The sequence below is a fragment of the Pseudoduganella buxea genome, from assembly GCF_009720835.1.
In the GTDB taxonomy this organism is placed as follows: Bacteria; Pseudomonadota; Gammaproteobacteria; order Burkholderiales; family Burkholderiaceae_D; genus Rugamonas; species Rugamonas buxea.
The window spans coordinates 44,434-65,957 of the sequence record NZ_WNKZ01000004.1; the positions used below are offsets into that span (position 1 = coordinate 44,434).

17 protein-coding genes and 1 tRNA gene are annotated in these 21,524 nt (G+C 65.7%); 13 read left to right on the forward strand and 5 right to left on the reverse strand.

Annotation, left to right across the window (positions count from 1 at the left end):
* Nucleotides 1-85: 85 nt before the first annotated feature.
* Together GM672_RS02660 and GM672_RS02665 are read right to left on the reverse strand one after the other, a co-directional pair.
* Entirely contained in the window at nt 86-1,600 is a 1,515-nt protein-coding gene (locus tag GM672_RS02660; protein WP_155468973.1) for a SulP family inorganic anion transporter, read from the reverse strand.
* A complete protein-coding gene (locus GM672_RS02665; protein WP_155468974.1) occupies nt 1,600-3,933 on the reverse strand; it encodes a penicillin-binding protein 1A in 2,334 nt (777 codons plus the stop codon). The genes GM672_RS02660 and GM672_RS02665 overlap by 1 nt, the downstream gene beginning before the upstream one ends.
* Before the next feature lie 333 nt (nt 3,934-4,266).
* On the opposite strand from GM672_RS02665, the gene GM672_RS02670 reads away from it, so the two are divergent.
* From GM672_RS02670 to GM672_RS02705, 8 genes are all read left to right on the forward strand, one after another.
* Complete coding sequence (locus tag GM672_RS02670) at nt 4,267-5,343, forward strand: pilus assembly protein PilM (RefSeq protein WP_155468975.1); 1,077 nt, start codon at nt 4,267-4,269, stop codon at nt 5,341-5,343.
* The gene (locus GM672_RS02675; protein WP_155468976.1) at nt 5,340-6,005 is read left to right on the forward strand and encodes a PilN domain-containing protein; all 666 of its coding nucleotides are present in this window, start codon (nt 5,340-5,342) and stop codon (nt 6,003-6,005) included. Before GM672_RS02670 ends, GM672_RS02675 begins: the two co-directional genes overlap by 4 nt.
* Before the next feature lie 2 nt (nt 6,006-6,007).
* On the forward strand, nt 6,008-6,670 hold the full coding sequence (locus GM672_RS02680) for a type IV pilus inner membrane component PilO (protein WP_155468977.1): 663 nt from the start codon (nt 6,008-6,010) through the stop codon (nt 6,668-6,670).
* On the forward strand, nt 6,667-7,206 hold the full coding sequence (locus tag GM672_RS02685; RefSeq protein ID WP_155468978.1) for a pilus assembly protein PilP: 540 nt from the start codon (nt 6,667-6,669) through the stop codon (nt 7,204-7,206). Before GM672_RS02680 ends, GM672_RS02685 begins: the two co-directional genes overlap by 4 nt.
* On the forward strand, nt 7,203-9,359 hold the full coding sequence (locus GM672_RS02690; protein WP_155468979.1) for a type IV pilus secretin PilQ: 2,157 nt from the start codon (nt 7,203-7,205) through the stop codon (nt 9,357-9,359). The genes GM672_RS02685 and GM672_RS02690 overlap by 4 nt, the downstream gene beginning before the upstream one ends.
* 282 nt (nt 9,360-9,641) lie before the next feature.
* A complete protein-coding gene (aroKB, locus tag GM672_RS02695) occupies nt 9,642-11,264 on the forward strand; it encodes a bifunctional shikimate kinase/3-dehydroquinate synthase AroKB (RefSeq protein ID WP_155469050.1) in 1,623 nt (540 codons plus the stop codon).
* The gene (locus tag GM672_RS02700) at nt 11,261-12,406 is read left to right on the forward strand and encodes a deoxyguanosinetriphosphate triphosphohydrolase (protein WP_155468980.1); all 1,146 of its coding nucleotides are present in this window, start codon (nt 11,261-11,263) and stop codon (nt 12,404-12,406) included. Before aroKB ends, GM672_RS02700 begins: the two co-directional genes overlap by 4 nt.
* Nucleotides 12,407-12,516: 110 nt before the next feature.
* Entirely contained in the window at nt 12,517-12,783 is a 267-nt protein-coding gene (locus GM672_RS02705; protein WP_155468981.1) for a hypothetical protein, read from the forward strand.
* Here the strand turns inward: GM672_RS02705 and mutY are convergent.
* The 3 genes from mutY to mutM are packed head-to-tail and all read right to left on the reverse strand — an operon-like array spanning nt 12,780 to nt 16,698.
* Nucleotides 12,780-13,901 (reverse strand): A/G-specific adenine glycosylase, encoded by a 1,122-nt coding sequence (gene mutY, locus GM672_RS02710; RefSeq protein ID WP_155468982.1) that lies wholly within the window; start codon nt 13,899-13,901, stop codon nt 12,780-12,782. The two genes, GM672_RS02705 and mutY, sit on opposite strands and share 4 nt — an antisense overlap.
* Before the next feature lie 18 nt (nt 13,902-13,919).
* Entirely contained in the window at nt 13,920-15,842 is a 1,923-nt protein-coding gene (locus GM672_RS02715; protein WP_155468983.1) for a dynamin family protein, read from the reverse strand.
* Between the two features lie 22 nt (nt 15,843-15,864).
* Nucleotides 15,865-16,698 (reverse strand): bifunctional DNA-formamidopyrimidine glycosylase/DNA-(apurinic or apyrimidinic site) lyase, encoded by an 834-nt coding sequence (gene mutM / locus GM672_RS02720; RefSeq protein WP_155468984.1) that lies wholly within the window; start codon nt 16,696-16,698, stop codon nt 15,865-15,867.
* Nucleotides 16,699-16,848: 150 nt separating this feature from the next.
* Here mutM and GM672_RS02725 point away from each other — a divergent pair, with 150 nt between their 5' ends.
* From GM672_RS02725 to GM672_RS02745, 5 genes are all read left to right on the forward strand, one after another.
* Nucleotides 16,849-18,693, forward strand: a complete 1,845-nt coding sequence (locus GM672_RS02725; RefSeq protein WP_155468985.1) for a tetratricopeptide repeat protein — start codon at nt 16,849-16,851, stop codon at nt 18,691-18,693.
* A 7-nt stretch (nt 18,694-18,700) separates the two neighbouring features.
* A complete protein-coding gene (locus GM672_RS02730) occupies nt 18,701-19,315 on the forward strand; it encodes an outer membrane lipoprotein LolB (protein ID WP_155468986.1) in 615 nt (204 codons plus the stop codon).
* Nucleotides 19,312-20,184, forward strand: a complete 873-nt coding sequence (gene ispE, locus GM672_RS02735) for a 4-(cytidine 5'-diphospho)-2-C-methyl-D-erythritol kinase (protein ID WP_155468987.1) — start codon at nt 19,312-19,314, stop codon at nt 20,182-20,184. Before GM672_RS02730 ends, ispE begins: the two co-directional genes overlap by 4 nt.
* Before the next feature lie 110 nt (nt 20,185-20,294).
* A tRNA-Gln gene (locus GM672_RS02740) sits at nt 20,295-20,371 on the forward strand.
* A gap of 152 nt (nt 20,372-20,523) precedes the next feature.
* Nucleotides 20,524-21,474: a ribose-phosphate pyrophosphokinase gene (locus GM672_RS02745; protein ID WP_155468988.1), complete on the forward strand. Its 951-nt coding sequence runs from the start codon at nt 20,524-20,526 to the stop codon at nt 21,472-21,474.
* Nucleotides 21,475-21,524: the final 50 nt, after the last annotated feature.

Genomic DNA, 21,524 nt, shown 5'->3' on the forward strand with positions numbered 1-21,524 from the left:
CCCTGTTTCAAGGCAATATTGCTCCAAAAATGGGGTCTGTCCCCATTTTTGGAGCAACTAATTTCTGAGCAACTAATTTGAGCAACTAAGCGAGGCGGTTGTCGGCGATGTGGTAGTGGGGGTCTTCGAAGGTGTTTACTTCGACCATGCCCTTGGCCTTGTCGAGCAGTTCCAGGCAGTCCGGGCTCAGGTGCCGCAGGTGCAGCGTCTTGCCGGCCTGCTGGTAGCGCACTGCCAGCGCGTCGATGGCTTCGACGGCGGAATGGTCGACCACCTTGGCGTCGCGGAACTCGATCACGACGTGTTCCGGATCGTTTTTCGGATCGAACAGGGCGGCGAAGCTGGCTGCCGACGCGAAGAACAGCGAGCCTTGCAGGCTGTACACCTTCCAGCCGCGCGCATCGGTCGCCACCGTCGCGCGCATTTCCTTGGCATGCTGCCACGCGAACACCAGCGCCGCGAACACGACGCCGGCCAGCACGGCCACGGCCAGGTCCGTCAGTACCGTGATGACGGTGACGCCCACGACAATGGCGGCATCCTGGCGCGGAATCCTGCGCAAGGTCTGCAGGCTGCCCCAGGCGAAGGTCTTCTGGCAGACGACGAACATCAGCCCCACCAGCGCGGCCAGCGGAATCATCTCGATCCAGCGCGACAGCAGCACGATAAAGCCCAGCAGGAAGACGGCGGCGACGATGCCGGAGATGCGCCCGCGCGCGCCATTGTTAATGTTGATCATGCTCTGGCCGATCATCGCGCAGCCGCCCATCGACGCGAACAGGCCGCTGACGACGTTGGCCAGGCCCTGCGCCATGCTTTCCCGATTCGGGCGGCCGCGCGTATCCGTCATCGCGTCGATCAGGTTCAGGGTCAGCAGCGTTTCGATCAGGCCGATGGCGGCCAGGATCAGGGCATAGGGCAGCACGACGTACAAGGTGCCCAGGGTCAGCGGCACCTGCGGCAGGTGGAAGGCCGGCAGGCCGCCGGCGATCGATCCCATGTCGCCCACCGTCTTGGTGGCGATGCCCAGCAGGGCCACCAGGCCTGAGACGACCAGGATCGCCGCCAGCGAGGAAGGAATCGCCGTCGTGAGTTTCGGCAGCAGGTAGATGATGGCCATCGTCAGCGCGACCAGGGCCAGCATCGTCCACAGCGCCGTGCCCTGCATCCACACCACCGTGTCGTTCGGGCCGTTGACCTGGAAGTGGCCGAACTGCGCGATGAAGATGACGATGGCCAGGCCGTTGACGAAGCCCAGCATGACGGAATGGGGCACCATGCGGATGAACTTGCCCAGCTTGAAGGCCGCGAACAGCAGCTGGAACACGCCCATCAGGATGACGGCCGGGTACAGGTATTCGGCGCCATGGCTGACCACGAGGCTGGTCATGACGACAGCCAGCGCGCCGGCCGCGCCGGATATCATGCCGGGCCGGCCGCCCAGCACCGACGTCACCAGGCACACGATAAAGGCCGCATACAGCCCCGTCAGCGGACTGACGTGGGCCACCAGCGCGAAGGCGATCGCTTCCGGCACCAGCGCCAGCGAGACGGTGATGCCGGACAGGACGTCCAGGCGCAGCTGCCCTCTGTCCGACATCAGAACAACTCGTTCTTCACGGCGTCACGCACCTTCTCTTCGGCCGGCGTGCCGCGGTTGGCGCCTTCCAGGCTTTCCACGCCCACGCCCGGCGGATTCTCCGCGTAGAAGTAGTCGCCATTGGCCACGACGATGCCGTCCGGGATCGTGCGCTCTTCGACCGGCACGTTCTTCAGCGCCTTCTGCATGTAGCCGATCCAGATCGGCAGCGCCAGGCCGCCGCCCGTTTCGCGGTTGCCCAGGTTCTTCGGCTGGTCGTAGCCGATCCACGCGATGCCCACCAGTTTCGACTGGTAGCCGGCGAACCAGGCGTCGATCGAATCGTTGGTGGTGCCCGTCTTGCCGGCCAGGTCGGGACGCTTCAGTACCTGCTGTGCCTTGGCGGCCGTGCCGTAGCGGGCCACGTCGCGCAGCATGCTGTCCATCAGGAAGGCGTTGCGGGCGTCGATGACGCGGTTGTTTTCCACGCCGGCGCGGTCGGGCGCGGCCTGCGACAGGATGCGCCCGTTGGCGTCCGTGACCTTCGAGATCAGGTAGGGCGTCACCTTGTAGCCGCCGTTGGCGAAGACGGCATACGCGCCGGCCATCTGCAGCGGCGTGACGGCGCCGGCGCCCAGGGCCAGCGTCAGGTAGGGCGGGTTCTTGTCCGCCTCGAAGCCGAAGCGGGTGGTGTATTCCTGGCCGTACTTGGCGCCGATCTTGTGCAGGATGCGGATCGAGACCATGTTCTTCGACTTCGTCAGGCCGCGCCGCATCGTCATCGGGCCTTCATAGCGGCCGTCGTAGTTCTTCGGCTCCCACGCCTGGCCGCCCGTCTGGCCGGCGTCGAACGAGATCGGCGCGTCGTTGATGATGGTGGCCGGCGACAGGCCCCGTTCCAGCGACGCGGAATAGATAAAGGGCTTGAACGAGGAACCGGGCTGGCGCCAGGCCTGCGTCACGTGGTTGAACTTGTTGCGGTTGTAATCGAAGCCGCCCACCATGGCCTTGATGGCGCCGTCCTCGGTGCTGGCGGCAATGAAGGCCGATTCGATTTCCGGCATCTGCGTGATCTGCCAGTCCTTCTCTTCCTGCATCACGCGGATGACGGCGCCGCGGCGGATGCGCCGGTTCGGCGCGGCCTTCTCGGCCAGCCAGGCCTTGGCCATGTTCAGGCCCTTGCCGGTGATGGCGATTTCTTCACCCGACGCGGTCTGCGCCGTCACCTTGGTGGGCGAGGCCGACAGCACCATGGCGGCGACGATGTCGTCGCTGTCCGGGTGTTCGGCCAGTTCGGCCTCGATCGCCTCGTCCGCTTCGGCGCGGTTCTTCGGCAGGTCGACATACGCTTCCGGGCCGCGATACGCATGGCGGCGCTCGTAATCCATCACGCCGCGGCGCAGGGCCAGGTAGGCCGCATCCTGGTCGGCCTTGGTGATGGTGGTGAAGACGTTCAGGCCGCGCGTGTACGTGTCGTCCTTGAACTGCTCGTAGACCAGCTGGCGTGCCATTTCAGCCACGTACTCGGCGTGCACGCCGAATTCGCTGCTGTCGGTCTTCACCTTCAACTGTTCGTTCTTGGCTTCCTCGAACTGGGCCGGCGTGATGTAGCCCAGCTGCGCCATGCGCTGCAGGATGTACTGCTGGCGGATCCGCGCGCGCTTCGGATTGACCACCGGGTTATAGGCCGACGGCGCTTTCGGCAGGCCGGCCAGCATGGCCGCTTCGGCCACCGTGATGTCCTGCAGGCTCTTGCCGAAATAGATCTGCGACGCCGAGGCGAAACCGTAGGCGCGCTGGCCCAGGTAGATCTGGTTCATGTAGACCTCCAGGATCTGGTCCTTCGTCAGGTTCTGCTCGATCTTCCACGCCAGCAGGGCCTCGTAGGCCTTGCGCTTGATGGTCTGCTCGCTCGACAGGAAGAAGTTGCGCGCCACCTGCTGCGTGATGGTCGATGCGCCCTGGCGCGCGCCGCCCGTGGCGTTGTGCAGCGCCGCCCGCAGGATGCCCCAGTAATCCACGCCGCCGTGCTCGTAGAAACGGTCGTCCTCGATCGCCAGCACGGCCTTCTTCATCACCGTGGGAATGTCCTTGAAGCGCACCAGGTTGCGGCGCTCCTCGCCGAATTCGCCGATCAGCACATTGTCGGCCGAATAAATCCGCAGCGGCATCTTGGGCCGGTAGTCGGTCAGCGTGTCCAGCGAGGGCAGGCTGGGGTAGGCCAGCGCCAGGCCGAACACCACCAGCAGCACGGCGACGATGGCCAGGCCGACAAGCGAGCCCAGGGCCATCAGGATGACGTTCTTTGCTTTCTTCGGAGACTTGGATTTGGCAGCGTTGTTGGGAGGAGTCATGCGCGGGAGACTTTCAAAATTTTGTGCACGCATTATAAGCGACGCCCAAACGGCGCGGCACGCACGCGCTCTTCCCTATGGCGCCATAAAATTTACCGTAAGCAACTAAACAACTCTGTTGTCGCCCCGGCTATACAGAGTGAAAACGGTGGGCTTGTCATAGGGCAGGACCGGAAAAATTCTCTACAGAAATGCCTTTACACCCGCTTCGCGGTATTGCTAGGATTCAACATATCATCCTACCCCTGGCGCAAGCGCGCCGTTTCCAAGCGGATTTTTTATGATGCAATTACATCGGAGCCTGGCATGCCTGGTCCGGCCGGGAGCGCCTCGATGGATTTGAAAGTCCTGTTCGGCATCGCCGTGCCGCCCCTGGTCGGCCTGGATATCAGCACCTCCAGCGTGCGCCTGGTGGAACTGGCCGACGCCGGCAAGGATGGCATCCGCCTGGAACGCTATGCCAGCGAAGCACTGCCCCGCGGTGCCGTCACGGACGGCAATATCGAAAACCTGGAGCAGGTGGTCGACGCGGTGCGCCGCGTCATCAAGAAAAGCGGCACGCGCGCCCGCAACGTGGCGCTGGGCATGCCGTCCACCGCCGTCATCACGAAAAAGATCATCCTGCCTGCCGGCATGTCCGAGGAGCAGCTGGAAGTGCAGGTCGAGTCCGAAGCGAGCCAGTACATCCCGTTCGCCCTCGATGAGGTCAGCCTGGACTTCGACGTCATCGGCCCCGTCGCCAATTCGGCCGACGATATCGAAGTGATGCTGGCCGCGGCCCGCCGCGAAAAGGTCGAGGACCGGGTCGCCATCGCCGAGGCCTCGGGCCTGAAGGCGTCCGTGATGGACATCGAATCGTATGCGGCCCGCGCTGCGCTGGACCGCGTCGTCGCCCAGGCCCCGGGCCATGGCGCCGGCCAGGTCATCGCGCTGTTCCAGATCGGTGCGCACGTGACCCACCTCTCCGTCATGCTCGACGGCGCCACCGTGTACGAGCGCGAGCATGCCTTCGGCGGCAACGCGCTGACGCAGGACATCGTGCGCGCCTACGGCCTGGCCTTCGAGGACGCGGAAGCGCGCAAGAAGAGCGGCGACCTGCCGGCCAACTACACCACCGACATCCTGGCGCCATTCCTGGAAAGCGCCGCGCTGGAAGTGACGCGCGCCATCCAGTTCTTCTTCACGTCCACGCCCTACACGAGGATCGACCAGATATTCCTGGCCGGCGGCTGCGCGCTGGTGCCCGGCCTGCTCGACACGCTGGCCAACCGCAGCCGCATTCCCACCGCCGTGATTTCGCCGTTCAACGGCATGAAGCTGGCCGGCACCGTGCGCGAGCAGCAGTTGCGCAGCGATGCACCGGCTTACCTGGTCGCCTGCGGCCTGGCCCTGCGGAGGTTCGCGCAATGATCCGTATCAATCTGCTGCCGCACCGCGAGGAAAAGCGCAAGCAGCGCAAGGCCGCGTTCACGGCCCTGTTGCTGCTGTCGGCACTGATCGGCGGCGGCATCGTGCTGATGGTGGGCGGCTGGAACGCCAACGCCATCGCCGTGCAGGACCAGCGCAACAACGAACTGAAGACGGCCATCGTGGCGCTGGACGACAAGATCAAGGCCATCGCCACGCTGAAGCAGGAAATCGAGGCGCTGAAGGCACGCCAGCAGGCCGTCGAGGACCTGCAGGGCGACCGCAACCAGCCGGTCTACCTGCTCGACGAACTGGTCAAGCAGACCCCGGCCGGCGTCTACCTGAAGGCCTTCCGCCAGGAAGGCCAGCGCGTCACGGTCAGCGGCTTTGCCCAGTCGCAGGAACGGGTGTCGGAGCTGCTGCGCAATATGTCGAGCGCTTCGCCATGGCTGGAGCGCCCGGACCTGGTGGAAGTGAAGGCCGGCAGCATCGGCCAGGGCAAGACGGCGCGCAAGGTGGTGGAGTTCTCCGTCATCGTCGGCATCAAACGCCCGCGCGACAAGGACAAGCCGGAGGATGACGGCAAACCTGGCGACAAGAGCGGCGCGAAGCCGCAGCAGGCGGCAGCTGCGGCCGCCGCCGCCAGCAACGACAGGGCAGCGTGACCATGGCAACCGATATCAAGGATCTGATCGAGCCGATCGCCGCACAGTTTCGCGGCCTGAACGGCGTGCACCCCGGCCAGTGGCCGCTGGCACCGCGCATCCTGTGCGGCGTCGGCGTCGTGCTGGGCGTGCTGGTGCTGGGCTACTTCGGCTACTGGAGCGGCCAGTTCGAGGAACAGGACGCCGGCGCGGCCAGGGAGCTGCAGCTGCGTGAGGAATACCGCCTGAAGACGGCGCAGGCCGTCAACCTGGAAGCGCTGGTGGCCCAGAAGGCCCAGGTCGACCAGTACGTCGTGCGGCTGGAAAAACAGCTGCCGAGCAAGGCCGAGATGGCGGCCCTGCTGTCGGACATCAACCAGGCCGGCCTCGGGCGCGGCCTGCAGTTCGAGCTGTTCAAGCCGGGCCAGGTGAACGTGCGTGATTACTATGCCGAGCTGCCCATCGACATCAAGGTGACGGGCAATTATCACGACATCGGCGCCTTCGCCAGCGACATGGCCAACCTGCCGCGCATCGTCACCCTGAACAATATGACATTGAACACGGGCCGCGACGGCACCCTGACCCTGGACGCGGTGGCCAAGACCTTCCGCTACCTCGACAGCGAGGAAGTGGCGGCGCAGCGCAAGGCCGCGGCCTTGAAGAAGAAAGGGGCCAAGCCATGAAACGCATCCTGACGATGGCCGCCATCCTGGGATCGAGCGCGCTGCTGGCCGGGTGCGGCGACAGCGACGTGCAGGAAGTACGCCAGTGGATGAAGCAGGTCGACGCCACCACGCGCCCGGCCGTCAAGCCCCTGGCCGAGCCGAAGACCTTCGTGCCCTTCGCCTACGCATCGCTGGACCAGCCCGACCCGTTCAACCCGAACAAGCTGATGACGGAGCTGGCCAAGGCCCGCGCCGGCGGCGGCATCCAGCCGGACATGGACCGGCGCCGCGAATTCCTCGAGGGCTTCCCCCTCGATACGATGAAGATGGTCGGCACCTTGCAGAAAGGCGGCGTGTCCTACGGCCTGCTGCAGATCGACCGCACCGTGTACCAGGTCAGGAAAGGCCAGCACCTGGGCCAGAATTTCGGCCTCATCACGGCCGTGACGGACGATGCCGTCAGCATCAGGGAACTGGTACAGGATGCGGCCGGCGATTGGGTCGAACGCATGTCGAAGTTGGAACTGCAGGACAGCAAGGAGAGTAATCAATGATCGCCATCAGAACCCTGCGCCGGGCCGCCCTCGGGCTGGCACTGGCCGGCGCCAGTACCTGGGCCTTCGCGCAGAATGCGATCGAATCCGTCACGGCCAACAGCCACGGCTCGAACGTGATCGTGCGGATCGCGCTGGCCCAGGCGCCCGAACAGCTGCCGATCGGCTTCGCCATCACGAATCCGCCCCGCATCGCCCTGGACTTCGGCAAGACCAGCAACGGCACCGGCAAGACCTCGCAGGAGCTGAACCTGGGCGACCTGCGCGGCGTCAACGTGGTGCAGGCCGGCGAGCGTTCGCGCCTCGTGTTCAACCTGAACCGCCCGCTGAACTACGCCACCGCCATCGACGGCAAGAACGTCATCCTGACCATCGATTCGTCCGGCGGCACCGCCACGGCCGTCGACAGCCGCGGCCTGCCTGCCGCGAGGGCGGCCAAGGCAGCGCCGGCAATACCGGCCGTTGCCGCCAGGCCGACCCTGCGCGACCTCGATTTCCGCCGCGGCGCCAACGGCGAAGGCCGCATCGTCGTCGACCTGCCCAACAGCCAGGTCGCCGTCGACGTGCGCCAGAACGGCGGCGGCGTGACAGTGGACTTCCTGAAGACGGCGCTGCCCGAATCGCTGCGCCGCCGGCTCGACGTGACGGACTTCGGCACGCCCGTCTCGCTGGTCACCACGACGCCGCAGGGCGACAACGTGCGCATGAAGATCGACGCCAAGGGCCTGTGGGAGCAGAGCGTCTACCAGAGCGACACCCAGCTGGTGGTGGACATCAAGCCGATCAAGGAAGATCCGAACAAGCTGACCCAGGGCACCCAGGGCTACCGGGGCGAGAAGCTGTCGTTCAACTTCCAGAACGTGGAAGTGCGCGCGGCGCTGCAGGCCATTGCCGACATCTCGGGCCTGAACATCATCACCAGCGACAGCGTGGCGGGCAACCTGACCTTGCGCCTGAAGGATGTGCCGTGGGACCAGGCCCTTGACGTGGTGCTGCAGGCCAAGGGCCTGGACATGCGCAAGAACGGCAACGTGATCTGGATCGCGCCGAAGGAAGAACTGCTGACGAAGGAAAAGCTGGAACTGGAACAGCGCGCCCAGATCGCCGACCTGGAACCCTTGAAATCCGAGATCTTCCAGCTGAACTACCAGAAGGCCGAAGCCTTCAAGACCGTGTTCGGCCTGGAAGGGGGCGGCGATGGCCGCAACCGCATCCTGTCCAAGCGTGGCAGCGCCATCATCGAGCCGCGCACCAACCAGCTGTTCGTCACCGATGTCGCGTCCAAGCTGGACGACGTACGCAAGCTCATCGCCAAAACGGACGTGGCCACGAAACAGGTGCTGATCGAGGCCCGCATCGTCGAGGCCAACGACGGCTTCACCCGCAACCTGGGCGCCAAGCTGGGCTTTGCCGACATGCGCACCATCCGCGGCGGCCAGTCCGGCTGGTCGCTGGGCGGTGACAACCGTATCGGCGTGGGCGGCAACCTGAACGGCGTCGGCCAGGTCACGGGCCAGGTCGCGCTGACGGACGCCACCAACGACTTCGGCAACACCCAGTTCATCAACCTGCCGGCGGCGCCCATCAACGGCGTCGCGGCCGGCAACCTGGCCGTCAGCCTGTTCAACGCCGCCGCCAACCGCTTCCTGAACCTGGAACTGTCGGCGCTGGAAGCGGACGGCACGGGCAAGATCATCTCCAGCCCCCGCGTCGTCACGGCCGACAAGGCGCTGGCGCTGATCGAGCAGGGCCTGGAGCTGCCGTACCAGGTCGCCACCAGCAGCGGCGCCACGTCGATCGTGTTCCGCAAGGCCAACCTGCGCCTGGAAGTGACGCCCCAGATCACGCCGGACGGCAATGTCGTCATCGACGTCGACGTCAACAAGGACAGCGTGGGCGCCGAAACCCGCGCCGGCTTCGCCATCGACACGAAGCACGTGAAAACCCAGGTCATGGTGGAAAACGGCGGCACCGTCGTGCTGGGCGGGATCTACCAGCAGACCGAGCGCAACTCCGTGTCGAAAGTACCGCTGCTGGGCGACGTGCCCGTGCTGGGCCACCTGTTCAAGACCAGCAGCCGGACCAGCGAGAAGACGGAACTGCTGGTCTTCATTACCCCGAAAGTGGTGGCCGACCGCCTGTCGGCGCGCTGACGCGGCCATGGCGGCGTTGCTGCCGTCTTGCCGTGCTAAAGCACTGTCTGCGACGGCGCGCCTGGCCCTGACCACGCCAGCGCACCCACACCACAATGTGGATCCGGGGCAACCCTCCCAAAGAACGGCCGAGCTGCCCCCGCAGCCCGGCCGTTTTGCATTCCACGGCCGGCTTCGTGCCCCATTCGGGCCGGCCCGGGCCGCGTCGGATTACAATGACACATCTGTTACACATGCCTCGCTGGCGAAGACTCGATGCAGAATGTATTTTTGGTAGGGCTGATGGGAGCCGGCAAGACGACGATCGGTCGCATGCTGGCCCGGAAAATGGGCATGCGCTTCGTCGATTCGGATCACGAGATCGAGGCGCGCACGGGCGCCCCGATCCCGCTGATCTTCGAGATCGAGGGCGAGGCCAGCTTTCGCCGCCGTGAAGCGGAAGTGATCCGCGACCTGTGCGGCCAGGAAGGCATCGTGCTGGCCACCGGCGGCGGTGCCATCCTCAATCCCGACAGCCGCGCGCTGCTGCAGGCGCGGGGCACCGTGGTCTACCTGCGGGCCGGCATCAGCAGCATCCTGGCCCGCACCAGCCACGACAAGAACCGCCCCCTGCTGCAGACGGCCGACCCGCGCAGGAAACTGGAAGAGCTGCTGGCCCAGCGCGAGCCGCTGTACCTGGAGATGGCGCACCTCGTCGTCGATACGGGCCGACCTAACGTACAATCGATGGTTCAGATCATCATCAACCAGCTGGATGCGCGGGCCTGTCAGGCCGCGCCCAATTGCATGACGCGGGCACAATTCTCGATGAACGAACAAACCAATATCCTCCTCAACGTCGACCTGGGCGAGCGCAGCTACCCGATTTCCATCGGCCAGGGCCTGCTGGACGAGCCGGACCTGCTGGTCCGCCACGTCAACGGCCGCAAGGTCGCCATCGTCACCAACACGACGGTGGCGCCGCTGTACCTGGAGCGCGTACGCGCGCCGCTGCTCGCGGCCGGCAAGGAAGTCATCGCCGTCGTGCTGGAAGACGGCGAGGAATACAAGAACTGGGCCAGCCTGATGCAGATCTTCGACGCGCTGCTGGCCAATAAATGCGACCGCAAGACGACCCTGGTCGCGCTGGGCGGTGGCGTCATCGGCGACCTGACGGGTTTTGCTGCCGCGTCGTACATGCGTGGCGTCGACTTCATCCAGGTGCCCACCACCCTGCTGTCGCAGGTCGATTCCTCCGTGGGCGGCAAGACGGGCATCAACCACCCGCTGGGCAAGAACATGATCGGCGCCTTCTACCAGCCCAACGTGGTGCTGGCCGACACCAGCACCCTGGATACGCTGCCCCAGCGCGAGCTGGCCGCCGGCCTGGCCGAAGTGATCAAGCACGGCGCCATCATCGACAGCGCCTTCTTCGACTGGATCGAGGAAAACATCGGCAAGCTGGTGGCGCGCGACCGCACGGCGCTGGCCTACGCGATCGCCCGCTCCTGCGAGATCAAGGCCGACGTGGTGCGCCAGGACGAGCGCGAGGGCGGCCTGCGCGCCATCCTCAACTTCGGCCATACCTTCGGCCACGCCATCGAGGCAGGCATGGGCTACGGCCACTGGCTGCACGGCGAGGCGGTCGGCTGCGGCATGGTGATGGCAGCCGAGCTGTCGCAACGCCTGGGCTACATCGACTCTGCCACCGTGCAGCGCCTGCGCGCGCTGGTGGCGGCCGCCGGCCTGCCCGTGACGGCGCCCGACCTGGGCACGGCGCGCTGGCTGGAGCTGATGGAAGTGGACAAGAAGAACGAAGGCGGCGCCATCAAGTTCATCCTGTTGAAACCCCTGGGCAGCGCCGTCGTCACGAGCGCGCCGCAGGAAGCGCTGCTGGACACCATCGCGGCCAGCCTGGAGGCATGATGGAAGACGCGCTCGCGCCCTACGCCGCCCATTCGGACCAGGGGCGCGGCCGCCATTTCGACGAGGCCCCGCACGCGTCGCGCAGTCAGTTCCAGCGCGACCGCGACCGCATCATCCATTCGACGGCGTTTCGCCGGCTCGAATACAAGACCCAGGTATTCCTGAACCACGAGGGCGACCTGTTCCGCACCCGGCTGACGCACAGCCTGGAAGTGGCACAGATCGGCCGCTCGATCGCGCGCAACCTGCGCCTGAACGAGGACCTGGTGGAAGCCATCGCGCTCGCCCACGACCTGGGTCACACGCCGTTCGGCCACGTGGGCCAGGACGTGCTGAACGAATGCATGACGGCGCACGGCGGCTTCGAGCACAACCTGCAAAGCCTGCGCGTGGTCGACCACCTGGAAGAACAGTACGGCGCCTTCGACGGCCTGAACCTGATGTTCGAGACGCGCGAAGGCATCCTGAAGCACTGCTCGGCCCACAATGCGCGGCTGCTGGGCGACGTGGCGCAGCGCTTCCTCGACCGCACCCAGCCGTCGCTGGAAGCCCAGCTGACCAACCTGGCCGATGAAATCGCCTACAACAGCCACGATATCGACGACGGCCTGCGCTCCGGCCTGATCACGATCGCCCAGATGGAGCAGGTCGATTTCTTCGGCCGCCTGTGGCGCGACGTGCAGACGGCCTTCCCTGGCCTGACGGGCCGGCGCGCCATCTACGAAACCTTGCGGCGCCTGATCACGGCGCTGGCGGACGACCTGATCGTCACCTCCGGCGCGCGCATCGCCGAAGCGGCCCCGCGCCATATCGACGAAGTGCGCGCGGCACCGCCGTTGATCCGCTTCTCCGACCCGATGCGCAAGGATGCCACCGAGCTCAAGCGCTTCCTGCGCGAGAACCTGTACCGCCACTACAAGGTCAACCGGATGCGCCTGAAGGCCAGCCGCATCGTGCGCGAGCTGTACGAAGCCTTTACGCAGGACCCGCAGCTATTGCCGCCGGATTATCGCGAAGCGGCCGGGGCAGACGGCATCGACCCTACCCGCCAGGCCCGCCGCATCGCCGACTATATTGCCGGCATGACGGACCGCTACGCGATCCGCGAGCACAGCCGTTTGTATTCTCTCGAGGAACTCTGATTATCGTCAGGCTGGACAAGCAATCCGCTTGACTTGCCGCCTGGTCGCGCCGAACATGGACACAGCCGGAAGTTCGGCGACCCTGTCGGCGTCACCAACGGAGAGTCACCATGGAAGTCGATTCGAACCTGCAACGACCGCACAGCCACACGAACGGCAACGACCGGCGCCTGGCCGCCATCGAGCGCGATGTCGCCGTCATTGTCTCCAATTATTCCACCAAGGAAGACATCGTCAAGATGGAGCTGAAGGTGCTGGAACGCTTCAGCCGTCTCGATGCCAACACGGCCGAGATGGAAAGCCGTCTCGTGCGCTGGTTCTTCGCCACGTCCGTGTCCCTGGCGGCCGTGGCCTTCACGGCCGGCAAATTTCTCTAGAACATGCGCTGCTGCGCGTGGGCCGTCGTGTCCAACAAGGCCAGCAGAAGTTTCTTGATGGGCGCGGGCAGGGCCGCCGCGCCGATGGCCGCCGTCTCCATCCACACATAACGGCCTTCGCCCGCCAGCGGCGCGCGCTGCGCCAGGGTGATCAGCAGCGGCGCGATATGCAGCTTGTAGTGCGTAAAGCCGTGCGTCACCGTGTGCAAGCGTTCCTGCGATTCGGCCACGCCGAAGGGCTGCACGGCACGGGCCACGGCCTGCTGGTCGATCTCCGGCATGTTCTCGTCGTCGGCCAGCACATGGCCATCCACTTCCGGCAGCGACAGCAGGCCGCCCCAGATGCCGGCGTCGGGCCGCTGTTCCAGCAGCACGTGGCCGCCGTGCACCAGCAGCAGCATGGCGGCGTGCTTTTCCGGCGTGGCCTTCTTCGGCTTGCGCACGGGCAGTTCATTGACGCGGCCCGTCGCGTAGGCCACGCAGCGTGGCTGCATCGGGCAGCGGTGGCAATCGGGGCTGCTGCGCGTGCACAGGGTCGCGCCCAGGTCCATCAAGCCTTGCGTGTACGCTTCGATATCCCGGTCCGGCAGCAGTGCCTCGGCGCGGCGCCACATGGCTTCCTCGGTGCGGCGTTCGCCCGGGTAGGTATCGATGCCGAACACGCGCGCGAACACCCGCTTGACGTTGCCGTCCATGATGGCCGCGCGCGTGCCGCTGGCGAAGGCGGCGATGGCCGCCGCCGTGGAGCGGCCGATGCCGGGCAGCTCGGCCAGCAGGGCCGGGTCGGCCGGGAACACGCCGCCGTATTCGGCCACGACGCGCTGGGCGCATTTATGCAGGTTGCGCGCGCGCGTGTAGTAACCCAGGCCGCTCCACTGCGCCATCACGTCCTCGACGGGAGCTGCGGCCAGCGCGTGCACGGTGGGGAAGCGTTCCAGGAAGCGGGCGTAGTAGCCCAGCACGGCGGCGACCTGGGTCTGTTGCAGCATGATTTCGGACAGCCAGACCAGGTAGCCGTCACGCGTATTCTGCCAGGGGAGGGTGTGGCGCCCATGTTGCTTCTGCCAGCCGATCAGGGTGGCCGAAAACGTGGGGTCGTGCAAATCGTCGTACTGCAAGCTTGATCCTTTGGTGAGTCAGGCGGCGATGGCGATGCGTTCGGCATCGATGGCCGCGCCGATGGCGCCGGCCAGTTCGGCCAGCCGCGCCTTTTGCTGTTCCAGCGTGGCCTGGCCCGCTTCGAACGCTTCGATCTTCTGTTCCAGCGAGTCGGCGGCATCGTGGATGCGCTGGATCGACGCCTGGCGGTGCTTCAGCTGTTCCTTGTGCTGGCGGATCTGCGCCTCCAGCGGCGCCATGATGACCTTCAGCCAGCCTTCGGCATCGGCATTGGCGGCCTTGAAGCAGCGCTTGACCTGGGAGGCGATGGTGTCGAAGAAGCGCTCGATCAGCACCACGCGGCTCGTCATCAACAGCGTGGCCGTGCCGAACTGCTTCTGGTAGATTGCTTCCACTTCCGAAATCTCGCTGCGGTACTTGGCCAGGGAGAACGGCGCCGGCAGCGCGATCGACAGCCCGTGCTCGCCCGAGAACTTGCGGTACATGACTTCCATCATGTCGCGTATTTCCACCACCTTGCGCTCGGACGCTTCCAGTTCGGCCTGCACGCTGTCGAAGAACAGGCGCACGCCGTCGCGCATGCCGGTCGAGAAGCGGCTGCGGCCCATGGCCTCGCGCACCTGCAGCACGTGGTCGCGCAGCACGTCCATGCCCAGGGTGCCGTACAGCTCCGTCGACAGGCGCGTGAACACGGCGCGGGTGGCCTGCAGGCGGAACAGGCTGGCGTCGAATTCCTTCTTCTCCGCGTCGACCCGGCGCATCATGTGGGAGATCACGTTCTGGTTCTTGCCGCGCAGGCTGCGCAGCTCATGCAGCTGCTCGGCGATGCCGCGCATGCGCGCCGCCAGCAGTGCCTGCTGGGCCCCGTTCAGCGACTGCAGGTCGTCGGCCAGGCGGCGCCGCACGATGTCCTTCTTGGCCGGGATCAGTTCCTGGAACAGGGCCGCTTCCAGTTCGCCGATGCGGCTGCGCGCCAGCAGGTCCGCATCGTCCGTGATCTTCGCCACCAGGGCCTTGTGGGCCGAGACGGGGAAGACCTGGCGCGAGGCCACGCCCAGCAGGTGGGCCACGTGCTCCTGCTGGCGCACGATCTCGCCCTCGACTTCTTCCTCCGAGCGCAGCGCGTCCCACATGCCGTCGATCTTGTTCAGTACCACCAGGCGGCCGGCCCCGGCGCCGATATGCTCGCGCCACACCTCGATATCGCTTTTCGTCACGCCCGTGTCGGCCGCCAGGATGAACAGCACGGCATGGGCCTGCGGAATCAGGTTCAGGGTCAGTTCCGGCTCCGTGCCGATGGCGTTCAGGCCGGGCGTGTCGAGGATCACCAGGCCCTGGCGCAGCAGGGGGTGGGGGAAGTTGATGATGGCGTGGCGCCAGCGCGAAATCTCGACCTGGCCGGCCTCGTTCAATGTCACGGGCAGGTCCGGGTCGTCCGGGTCGTACAGGCCGTAGCGCTGCGCTTCGTCGATCGGCACGTGGGTGGTCTGGCTGACCTGGCGCAGGACCTCGTGCATCTCGTCGGCCGCGTCGACGTTCAGCGGCAGCACGGTCCAGGCGCGGGTATCGTCGCGGTAGTCGCTGGTGGAGAGGTTGGTGGCGCGCGTCTCGATGGGCAGCAGGCGGATCGACGGCGGCTGGGCCGGGTCGTACGACAGCTCGGTGGGGCACATCGTGGTGCGCCCGGCGGCCGACGGCAGGATGCGCTGGCCGTAGTCGGCGAAGAAGATGGCGTTGATCAGCTCCGACTTCCCGCGCGAGAATTCGGCCACGAAGGCAACCGACAGCTTGTCGTCCGCCAGCCGCGCCAGGGTGGCGGCGATGCGCTGCTCGGTGGCGCCGTCGATCAGGCCGGCGGCCGTGACCCAGGCACGGTAGTCCTGCAGGGCCGCCACCACGCCCTGGCGCCATGCGCTGTACTGTTCCAGATCCCTGACCATGGTTTCCCCTGTCCCTTGCTTCTTATTTTTGGCACTTGATGCAATAGAACGTCGAACGCTGTCCCTGCTTGATCTGCCGGATCGGCGTGGTACACACGCGGCACGGCACGTCGGCACGATCATAGACGAAATACGACTGCTGGAAATAGCCCGATTGACCGTTGACGGCGATGAAGTCGCGCAAGGTGCTGCCGCCCTGGACGATGGCTTCGGCCAGCACCTCGCGGATCACCTGGGCCAGCCGCTCGTAGCGCGCCAGGCCGATGCGCCCGGCAGGCGTCTTCGGGTTGATCCCGGCGCGGAACAGGCTTTCGGAACAGTAGATATTGCCCACGCCGACGACGATATCGCCCGCCAGCAGCACCTGCTTGACGGCCGCGCTGCGCCCGCGCGTGTGGCGGTACAGCAGCTCGCCCGTGAAATCGGGCCCCAGCGGCTCCACGCCCAGGCCGCGCAGCAGCAGGTGGGCGTCGATGTCGCCGTCGTCCTTCGGGTGCCACAGCACCGCGCCGAAGCGGCGCGGGTCCGTCATGCGCAGCACCTGCGGGCCGGCCGGGCCGTCCACCACCATGTCGAAATGGTCGTGCTTCTCCGGCGGCACGCCCGGCGGCAGCACGCGCAGGTGGCCGGACATGCCCAGATGGATGATCAGGGTGCCGTGCTCGAACTCCACCAGCAGGTATTTGCCGCGCCGGCCCGTGGCCAGCACGGTGCGGTCCGCCAGCATGGCCGGCAGGCCGGCCGGGAAGGGCCAGCGCAGGCCGGCGCGGCGCAGTACCACGTCGCGCACGGCGCGCCCTTCCAGGTGGGGCGCGACACCGCGCCGGGTCACTTCAACTTCTGGTAATTCTGGCATGTGGGATCGGGTCGCTCGCGGTGCGGCAGGGCGGGCCGGAAAAGGGCGTTTCAAGTTTATTCCGGTCAAGCATCTGTTACACCTGCAAACAGTTGAAAGCAGTGGGTTGGCGTAAAATCAGGGATCGAGCCCGACTAAGCAGGATCCACCTTGAAAAACGCATTCGCCATTGTAACCCTGTCGGCCCTGCTGTCCGCGTGCGCTGTTGCGCCGCAAAAACAGGCAGCGGACGGGGACGCACCAGCCGGTCCGGCCGCCACGCCGGCCGCCGACAACGGTGCCAGCGCGGCCGCTGCCGCCACCGGGGCCGATGCCATGGCCGCCACCTTGCGGCAGGATGAAAAGCTGCCCACCGTCGAATTGACGAGCGACCTGTTCTATAAGCTCACAAAAGCCGAGCTGGACTTCAAGCGGGGCCAATGGCAAAGCGCCTATGTGGGCATGATGGTGCTGGCCCAGCAGACCCGCGATCCGCGCCTGGCGCGCCGCTCGGCCGAGATGGCGCTGGCGGCCAAGCAGGGCAACGAGGCGCTGGCCGCGATCCGCCTGTGGCGCGAGCTGGCCCCCGACTCGGACGAGGCGGTGCAGTACTTCCTCGGCTTTTCCGTGCTGGGCGACGACCTGAGCGAATCGGAACAGGTGTTCGCCCAGCGCCTGAACGGTGCGCCGCCCCAGGCCCGGGGCCTTGTCATGTTCCAGATGCAGCAGTACCTGCTGCGCGCCAAGGACAAGAAGGCGGCGTTTGCGCTGATGGAGCGCGTGCTGGCGCCGTATGGCGACATGATGGAAAGCCACCTGGTGCTGGCCCAGGGAGCCTATGCCGCCGAGGACAAGGACCGCGCCCTGCGCGAGGCGCGCCGCGCGCTGGAACTGAAGGGCGACTCGGAGCTGGCCGTGCTGACGATGGCGCAGGTGCTGGGCGATGCCGATGCGGCGGGCCAGCTGTTCGCCGGCTTCCTGGCGAAAAATCCCGGTGCACGCGAAGTGCGTGCGGCCTATGCCCGCATGCTGGTCGAGCAGAAGCGCTACGACAGGGCCCGCACCCAGTTCGAGGCGATATTGAAGGACCAGCCGGACAACCCCGCCACCCTGTACGCGCTGGGCATCATCTCCGTGCAGGCCAACGATCCGAATGCGGCCGAGCAGTACCTGCGCCGCCACGTCGAACTGGTGCAGAAGGCCAGCGACGGGGACGAGGGTGACGACGAACGCGAGGAGCGGGGCGATGCGTCGAAGGCCATCATGCTGCTGTCGCAGATCGCCGAGGAGCGGGGCGACCTCGATGGCGCCATCGCCTGGCTGGACAAGGTCGACAGCGCCGATGCGCGCCTGGCCCTGACGGCGCAGCTCAAGCGCGCCCACCTGACGTCGAAGAAGGGCGACCTGGAAGGGGCCCTGAAGCAGCTGCGCGAGATCGGTGCCGTCGATCCGGCCGAACAGGCCGAGGTGATGCAGACGGAGGGCCAGCTGCTGCGCGACGCGGGGCGGGGCGCCGAAGCCTATGTGCTGCTGGCCGACGCCGTCAAGCGCTTCCCGGACAGCCCGGACCTGATGTACGACTTCGCGCTGGCGGCCGAAAAACAGGGCAAGCCGGACGAAATGGAAGCAGCCCTGCGCAAGGTGATGGAAGCGGTGCCGGAGAACCACCATGCCTACAATGCGCTGGGCTACTCGCTGGCCGAGCGCGGCGTGCGCCTGGAAGAAGCCCACGCGCTGATCGAGAAGGCCCTGAAGATGGCGCCGGGCGATCCGTACATCATGGACAGCATGGGCTGGGTACAATTCCGCATGGGCCGCCTGAAGGAGGCGGAAGCAACGCTGCGCCAGGCCTACGCGCTGCGCAACGACGCGGAGATCGCCGTGCACCTGGGCGAAGTGCTGTGGCAGCAGGGCCGGCATGCCGAGGCGCAGAAGCTGTGGCGCGAAGCCCGCGCCAAGGACCCGAAGAGCGACGCCCTGCGCGACACGCTGGCGCGCCTGAACACCAGTATCTAAGGATCGTATGAAGCACTGCATCAAACCCCGCGTGGGCTCCCTCGTCGTCTGCGCCGCCGCGCTGCTGGCCGGCTGCGCCACGACAGCGACGGCGCCGCTGTCGACCGCCAGCGTGGCACCCTACAACGACGTCGTCGACCTGGCGGGGCGCCTGTCGGTCAACTACATCAAGCAGGGCAAGCAGGAATCGCTGTCCGGCAAATTCGCCTGGCACCAGCAGGGGCCGCGCACGGACGTGACCTTGTCCTCGCCGCTGGGCCAGCAGATCGCCGCCATCACCGTCACGCCGCAGGAAGCAACCTACCGCGAAGGCAAGGAGGCGCCCCGCAGCGCGCCCGATATCGACACGCTGTCGGCGCAGACCTTGGGCTGGCCGCTGCCCGTTTCCGGCCTGCGCGACTGGCTGCAGGGCTATGCGACGGCCGCGGGCGGCCAGCGCTTCGCAGCCAGCCCGGCACGGAACAAGGTCACCACGCAGGACGGCTGGAAGCTCGAATTCGTGTCGTGGCAGGAAGGCAGCAGCCCGCCCAGGCCACGCAGGATCGACGCCGCGCGCGGCGCCGGCGGCGACATCGAGGAAGTGGCCATCCGTATCGTGATCGACCCGGCGGCCGGACAATGAGGCAGCTGCTCGACTGCCCGGCCCCGGCCAAGCTGAACCTGTTCCTGCACGTGACGGGGCGCCGCGCCGACGGCTACCACCTGCTGCAGACGGCGTTCCAGCTGATCGACCGGAGCGACCTGCTGCACTTCACCTTGCGCGACGACGACGCGATCTGCCGCGTCACCGACGTGCCGGGCGTGCCGGAGGAATCGGACCTGATCGTGCGCGCCGCGCGCCTGCTGCAGGCCGAGGTGATCCGCCGCACGGGTCGCACGCCGCCCGGCGTCGATATCGCCATCGACAAGATCCTGCCGATGGGCGGCGGCCTGGGCGGCGGCTCGTCGGACGCGGCCACCACGCTGATGGCGCTGAACACCTTGTGGCAGGGCGGCCTGTCGCAGCAGGAACTGATGGACATGGGCCTGCCGCTGGGCGCGGACATCCCGTTCTTCCTGTTCGGCCGCACGGCTTTCGCTGAAGGCGTGGGCGAGGCCCTGCACGAGGTGGACGGGCCCGACTGCTGGTATCTCGTCATCGAGCCGGGTGTTTCAGTGCCCACCGCAAAGATTTTTTCATCGGAACATTTGACAAGGGACACGCCGCTCGTCATAATGGCGGACTTTTCCAGGCACTACGCAAAACGAAGTCAGTTGGGCGGGTTTGGAAAGAACGATTTACAACAAGTGGCCTCCCGCTTGTTCCCGCCGGTGGCAGAGGCGGTAGAATGGCTGGGGGCGTACGGCGATGCCAGGATGACTGGCTCCGGAGCTTGTGTGTTCTGCGCGTTTGACAGCGAGGAACAGGTCGATGCGGTACTTGCGAAAGTACCCGCCGCCTGGAACGGCTGGAAAGCGAAAGCGCTGGAACGCCATCCGATGCTGTCATGATGTTCAAGTGAATATCGGCACTGAAAGTTGTGAAACGTAAAAAGATTTGGCTTTATGTTGGAGATGCAGTATAATGCTCGCCATCTGACAGAAAGCAGTCAGTCAAGCGTAGGGGAATCGCCAAGCTGGTTAAGGCACCGGATTTTGATTCCGGCATACCAAGGTTCGAATCCTTGTTCCCCTGCCACCAATTTTCTTCGGTCTGTCGATGCGCAGGCTCCAGCCGAAGTAAAACAAAAAAATGCCCCTGCCGAGCCGGGGCTTTTTTATTCCGTTTTTTTTCACATGCTGGATTCGTTCCGGTGTATTCAAGTCAATGCTTACCTTCCTGGGACTCCCATGGCTTACGAAAACCTGATGGTTTTTACCGGCAACGCTAATCCTGCGTTGGCAGAAGGGGTCGCAAAAAATCTCGGCATCCCCCTCGGCAAAGCGGTCGTTTCGAAATTCTCGGACGGCGAAGTAATGGTCGAAATCAACGAGAACGTGCGCGGTAAAGACGTCTTCGTGCTGCAATCGACCTGCGCGCCCACCAACGACAGCCTGATGGAACTGATCCTGATGGTCGATGCCCTGAAACGCGCATCCGCTGGCCGCATCACGGCCGCCATTCCTTACTTTGGTTACGCCCGCCAGGATCGCCGCCCGCGTTCCGCCCGCGTGGCCATTTCGGCTAAAGTCGTCGCCAATATGCTGGAAAAAGCCGGTGTCGAGCGTGTCCTGATCATGGACCTGCATGCCGACCAGATCCAGGGCTTCTTCGATATTCCCGTCGATAATATCTACGCGTCGCCGATCCTGCTGGGCGACCTGCAGAAAAAAGATCACCAGGACCTGCTGGTGGTGTCGCCCGACGTCGGCGGCGTGGTCCGCGCCCGCGCGCTGGCCAAGCGCCTCGGCTGCGACCTGGCCATCATCGACAAGCGCCGTCCGAAAGCCAACGTTTCCGAAGTGATGAACATCATCGGCGACGTCGAAGGCCGCAACTGCGTCATCATGGACGATATGGTCGATACCGCCGGCACCTTGGTAAAAGCTGCCGAAGTCCTGAAGGAACGCGGCGCCAAGAAAGTCATCGCGTATTGCACGCACCCTGTGCTGTCCGGCCCGGCAATCGAACGCATCACCAATTCCTCGCTGGACGAGCTGGTGGTGACGGACACGATTCCCCTGTCCGACGCCGGTCGTGCCTGCGGCAAGATCCGTCAACTGACCTGCGCACCGCTGCTGGCAGAGACGTTCAAGCGCATCATCAAGGGCGATTCCGTGATCTCCCTGTTCGTCGACTAAACACCGCGAACGATCGGTATTTATGGCGGCGCGCCCGGTTTTCGACCGGC

Excerpts from the sequence above, each read along its gene's own strand:
- mutM (WP_155468984.1), bottom strand. The coding sequence starts at position 16,698 with ATGCCAGAATTACCAGAAGTTGAAGTGACCCGGCGCGGTGTCGCGCCC.
- GM672_RS02675 (WP_155468976.1), top strand. The coding sequence starts at position 5,340 with ATGATCCGTATCAATCTGCTGCCGCACCGCGAGGAAAAGCGCAAGCAG.
- ispE (WP_155468987.1), top strand. The coding sequence starts at position 19,312 with ATGAGGCAGCTGCTCGACTGCCCGGCCCCGGCCAAGCTGAACCTGTTC.
- GM672_RS02715 (WP_155468983.1), bottom strand. The coding sequence starts at position 15,842 with ATGGTCAGGGATCTGGAACAGTACAGCGCATGGCGCCAGGGCGTGGTG.
- GM672_RS02665 (WP_155468974.1), bottom strand. The coding sequence starts at position 3,933 with ATGACTCCTCCCAACAACGCTGCCAAATCCAAGTCTCCGAAGAAAGCA.
- GM672_RS02730 (WP_155468986.1), top strand. The coding sequence starts at position 18,701 with ATGAAGCACTGCATCAAACCCCGCGTGGGCTCCCTCGTCGTCTGCGCC.
- GM672_RS02705 (WP_155468981.1), top strand. The coding sequence starts at position 12,517 with ATGGAAGTCGATTCGAACCTGCAACGACCGCACAGCCACACGAACGGC.
- GM672_RS02700 (WP_155468980.1), top strand. The coding sequence starts at position 11,261 with ATGATGGAAGACGCGCTCGCGCCCTACGCCGCCCATTCGGACCAGGGG.
- GM672_RS02660 (WP_155468973.1), bottom strand. The coding sequence starts at position 1,600 with ATGTCGGACAGAGGGCAGCTGCGCCTGGACGTCCTGTCCGGCATCACC.
- GM672_RS02680 (WP_155468977.1), top strand. The coding sequence starts at position 6,008 with ATGGCAACCGATATCAAGGATCTGATCGAGCCGATCGCCGCACAGTTT.
- GM672_RS02685 (WP_155468978.1), top strand. The coding sequence starts at position 6,667 with ATGAAACGCATCCTGACGATGGCCGCCATCCTGGGATCGAGCGCGCTG.
- GM672_RS02670 (WP_155468975.1), top strand. The coding sequence starts at position 4,267 with ATGGATTTGAAAGTCCTGTTCGGCATCGCCGTGCCGCCCCTGGTCGGC.
- aroKB (WP_155469050.1), top strand. The coding sequence starts at position 9,642 with ATGGGAGCCGGCAAGACGACGATCGGTCGCATGCTGGCCCGGAAAATG.
- GM672_RS02745 (WP_155468988.1), top strand. The coding sequence starts at position 20,524 with ATGGCTTACGAAAACCTGATGGTTTTTACCGGCAACGCTAATCCTGCG.
- GM672_RS02690 (WP_155468979.1), top strand. The coding sequence starts at position 7,203 with ATGATCGCCATCAGAACCCTGCGCCGGGCCGCCCTCGGGCTGGCACTG.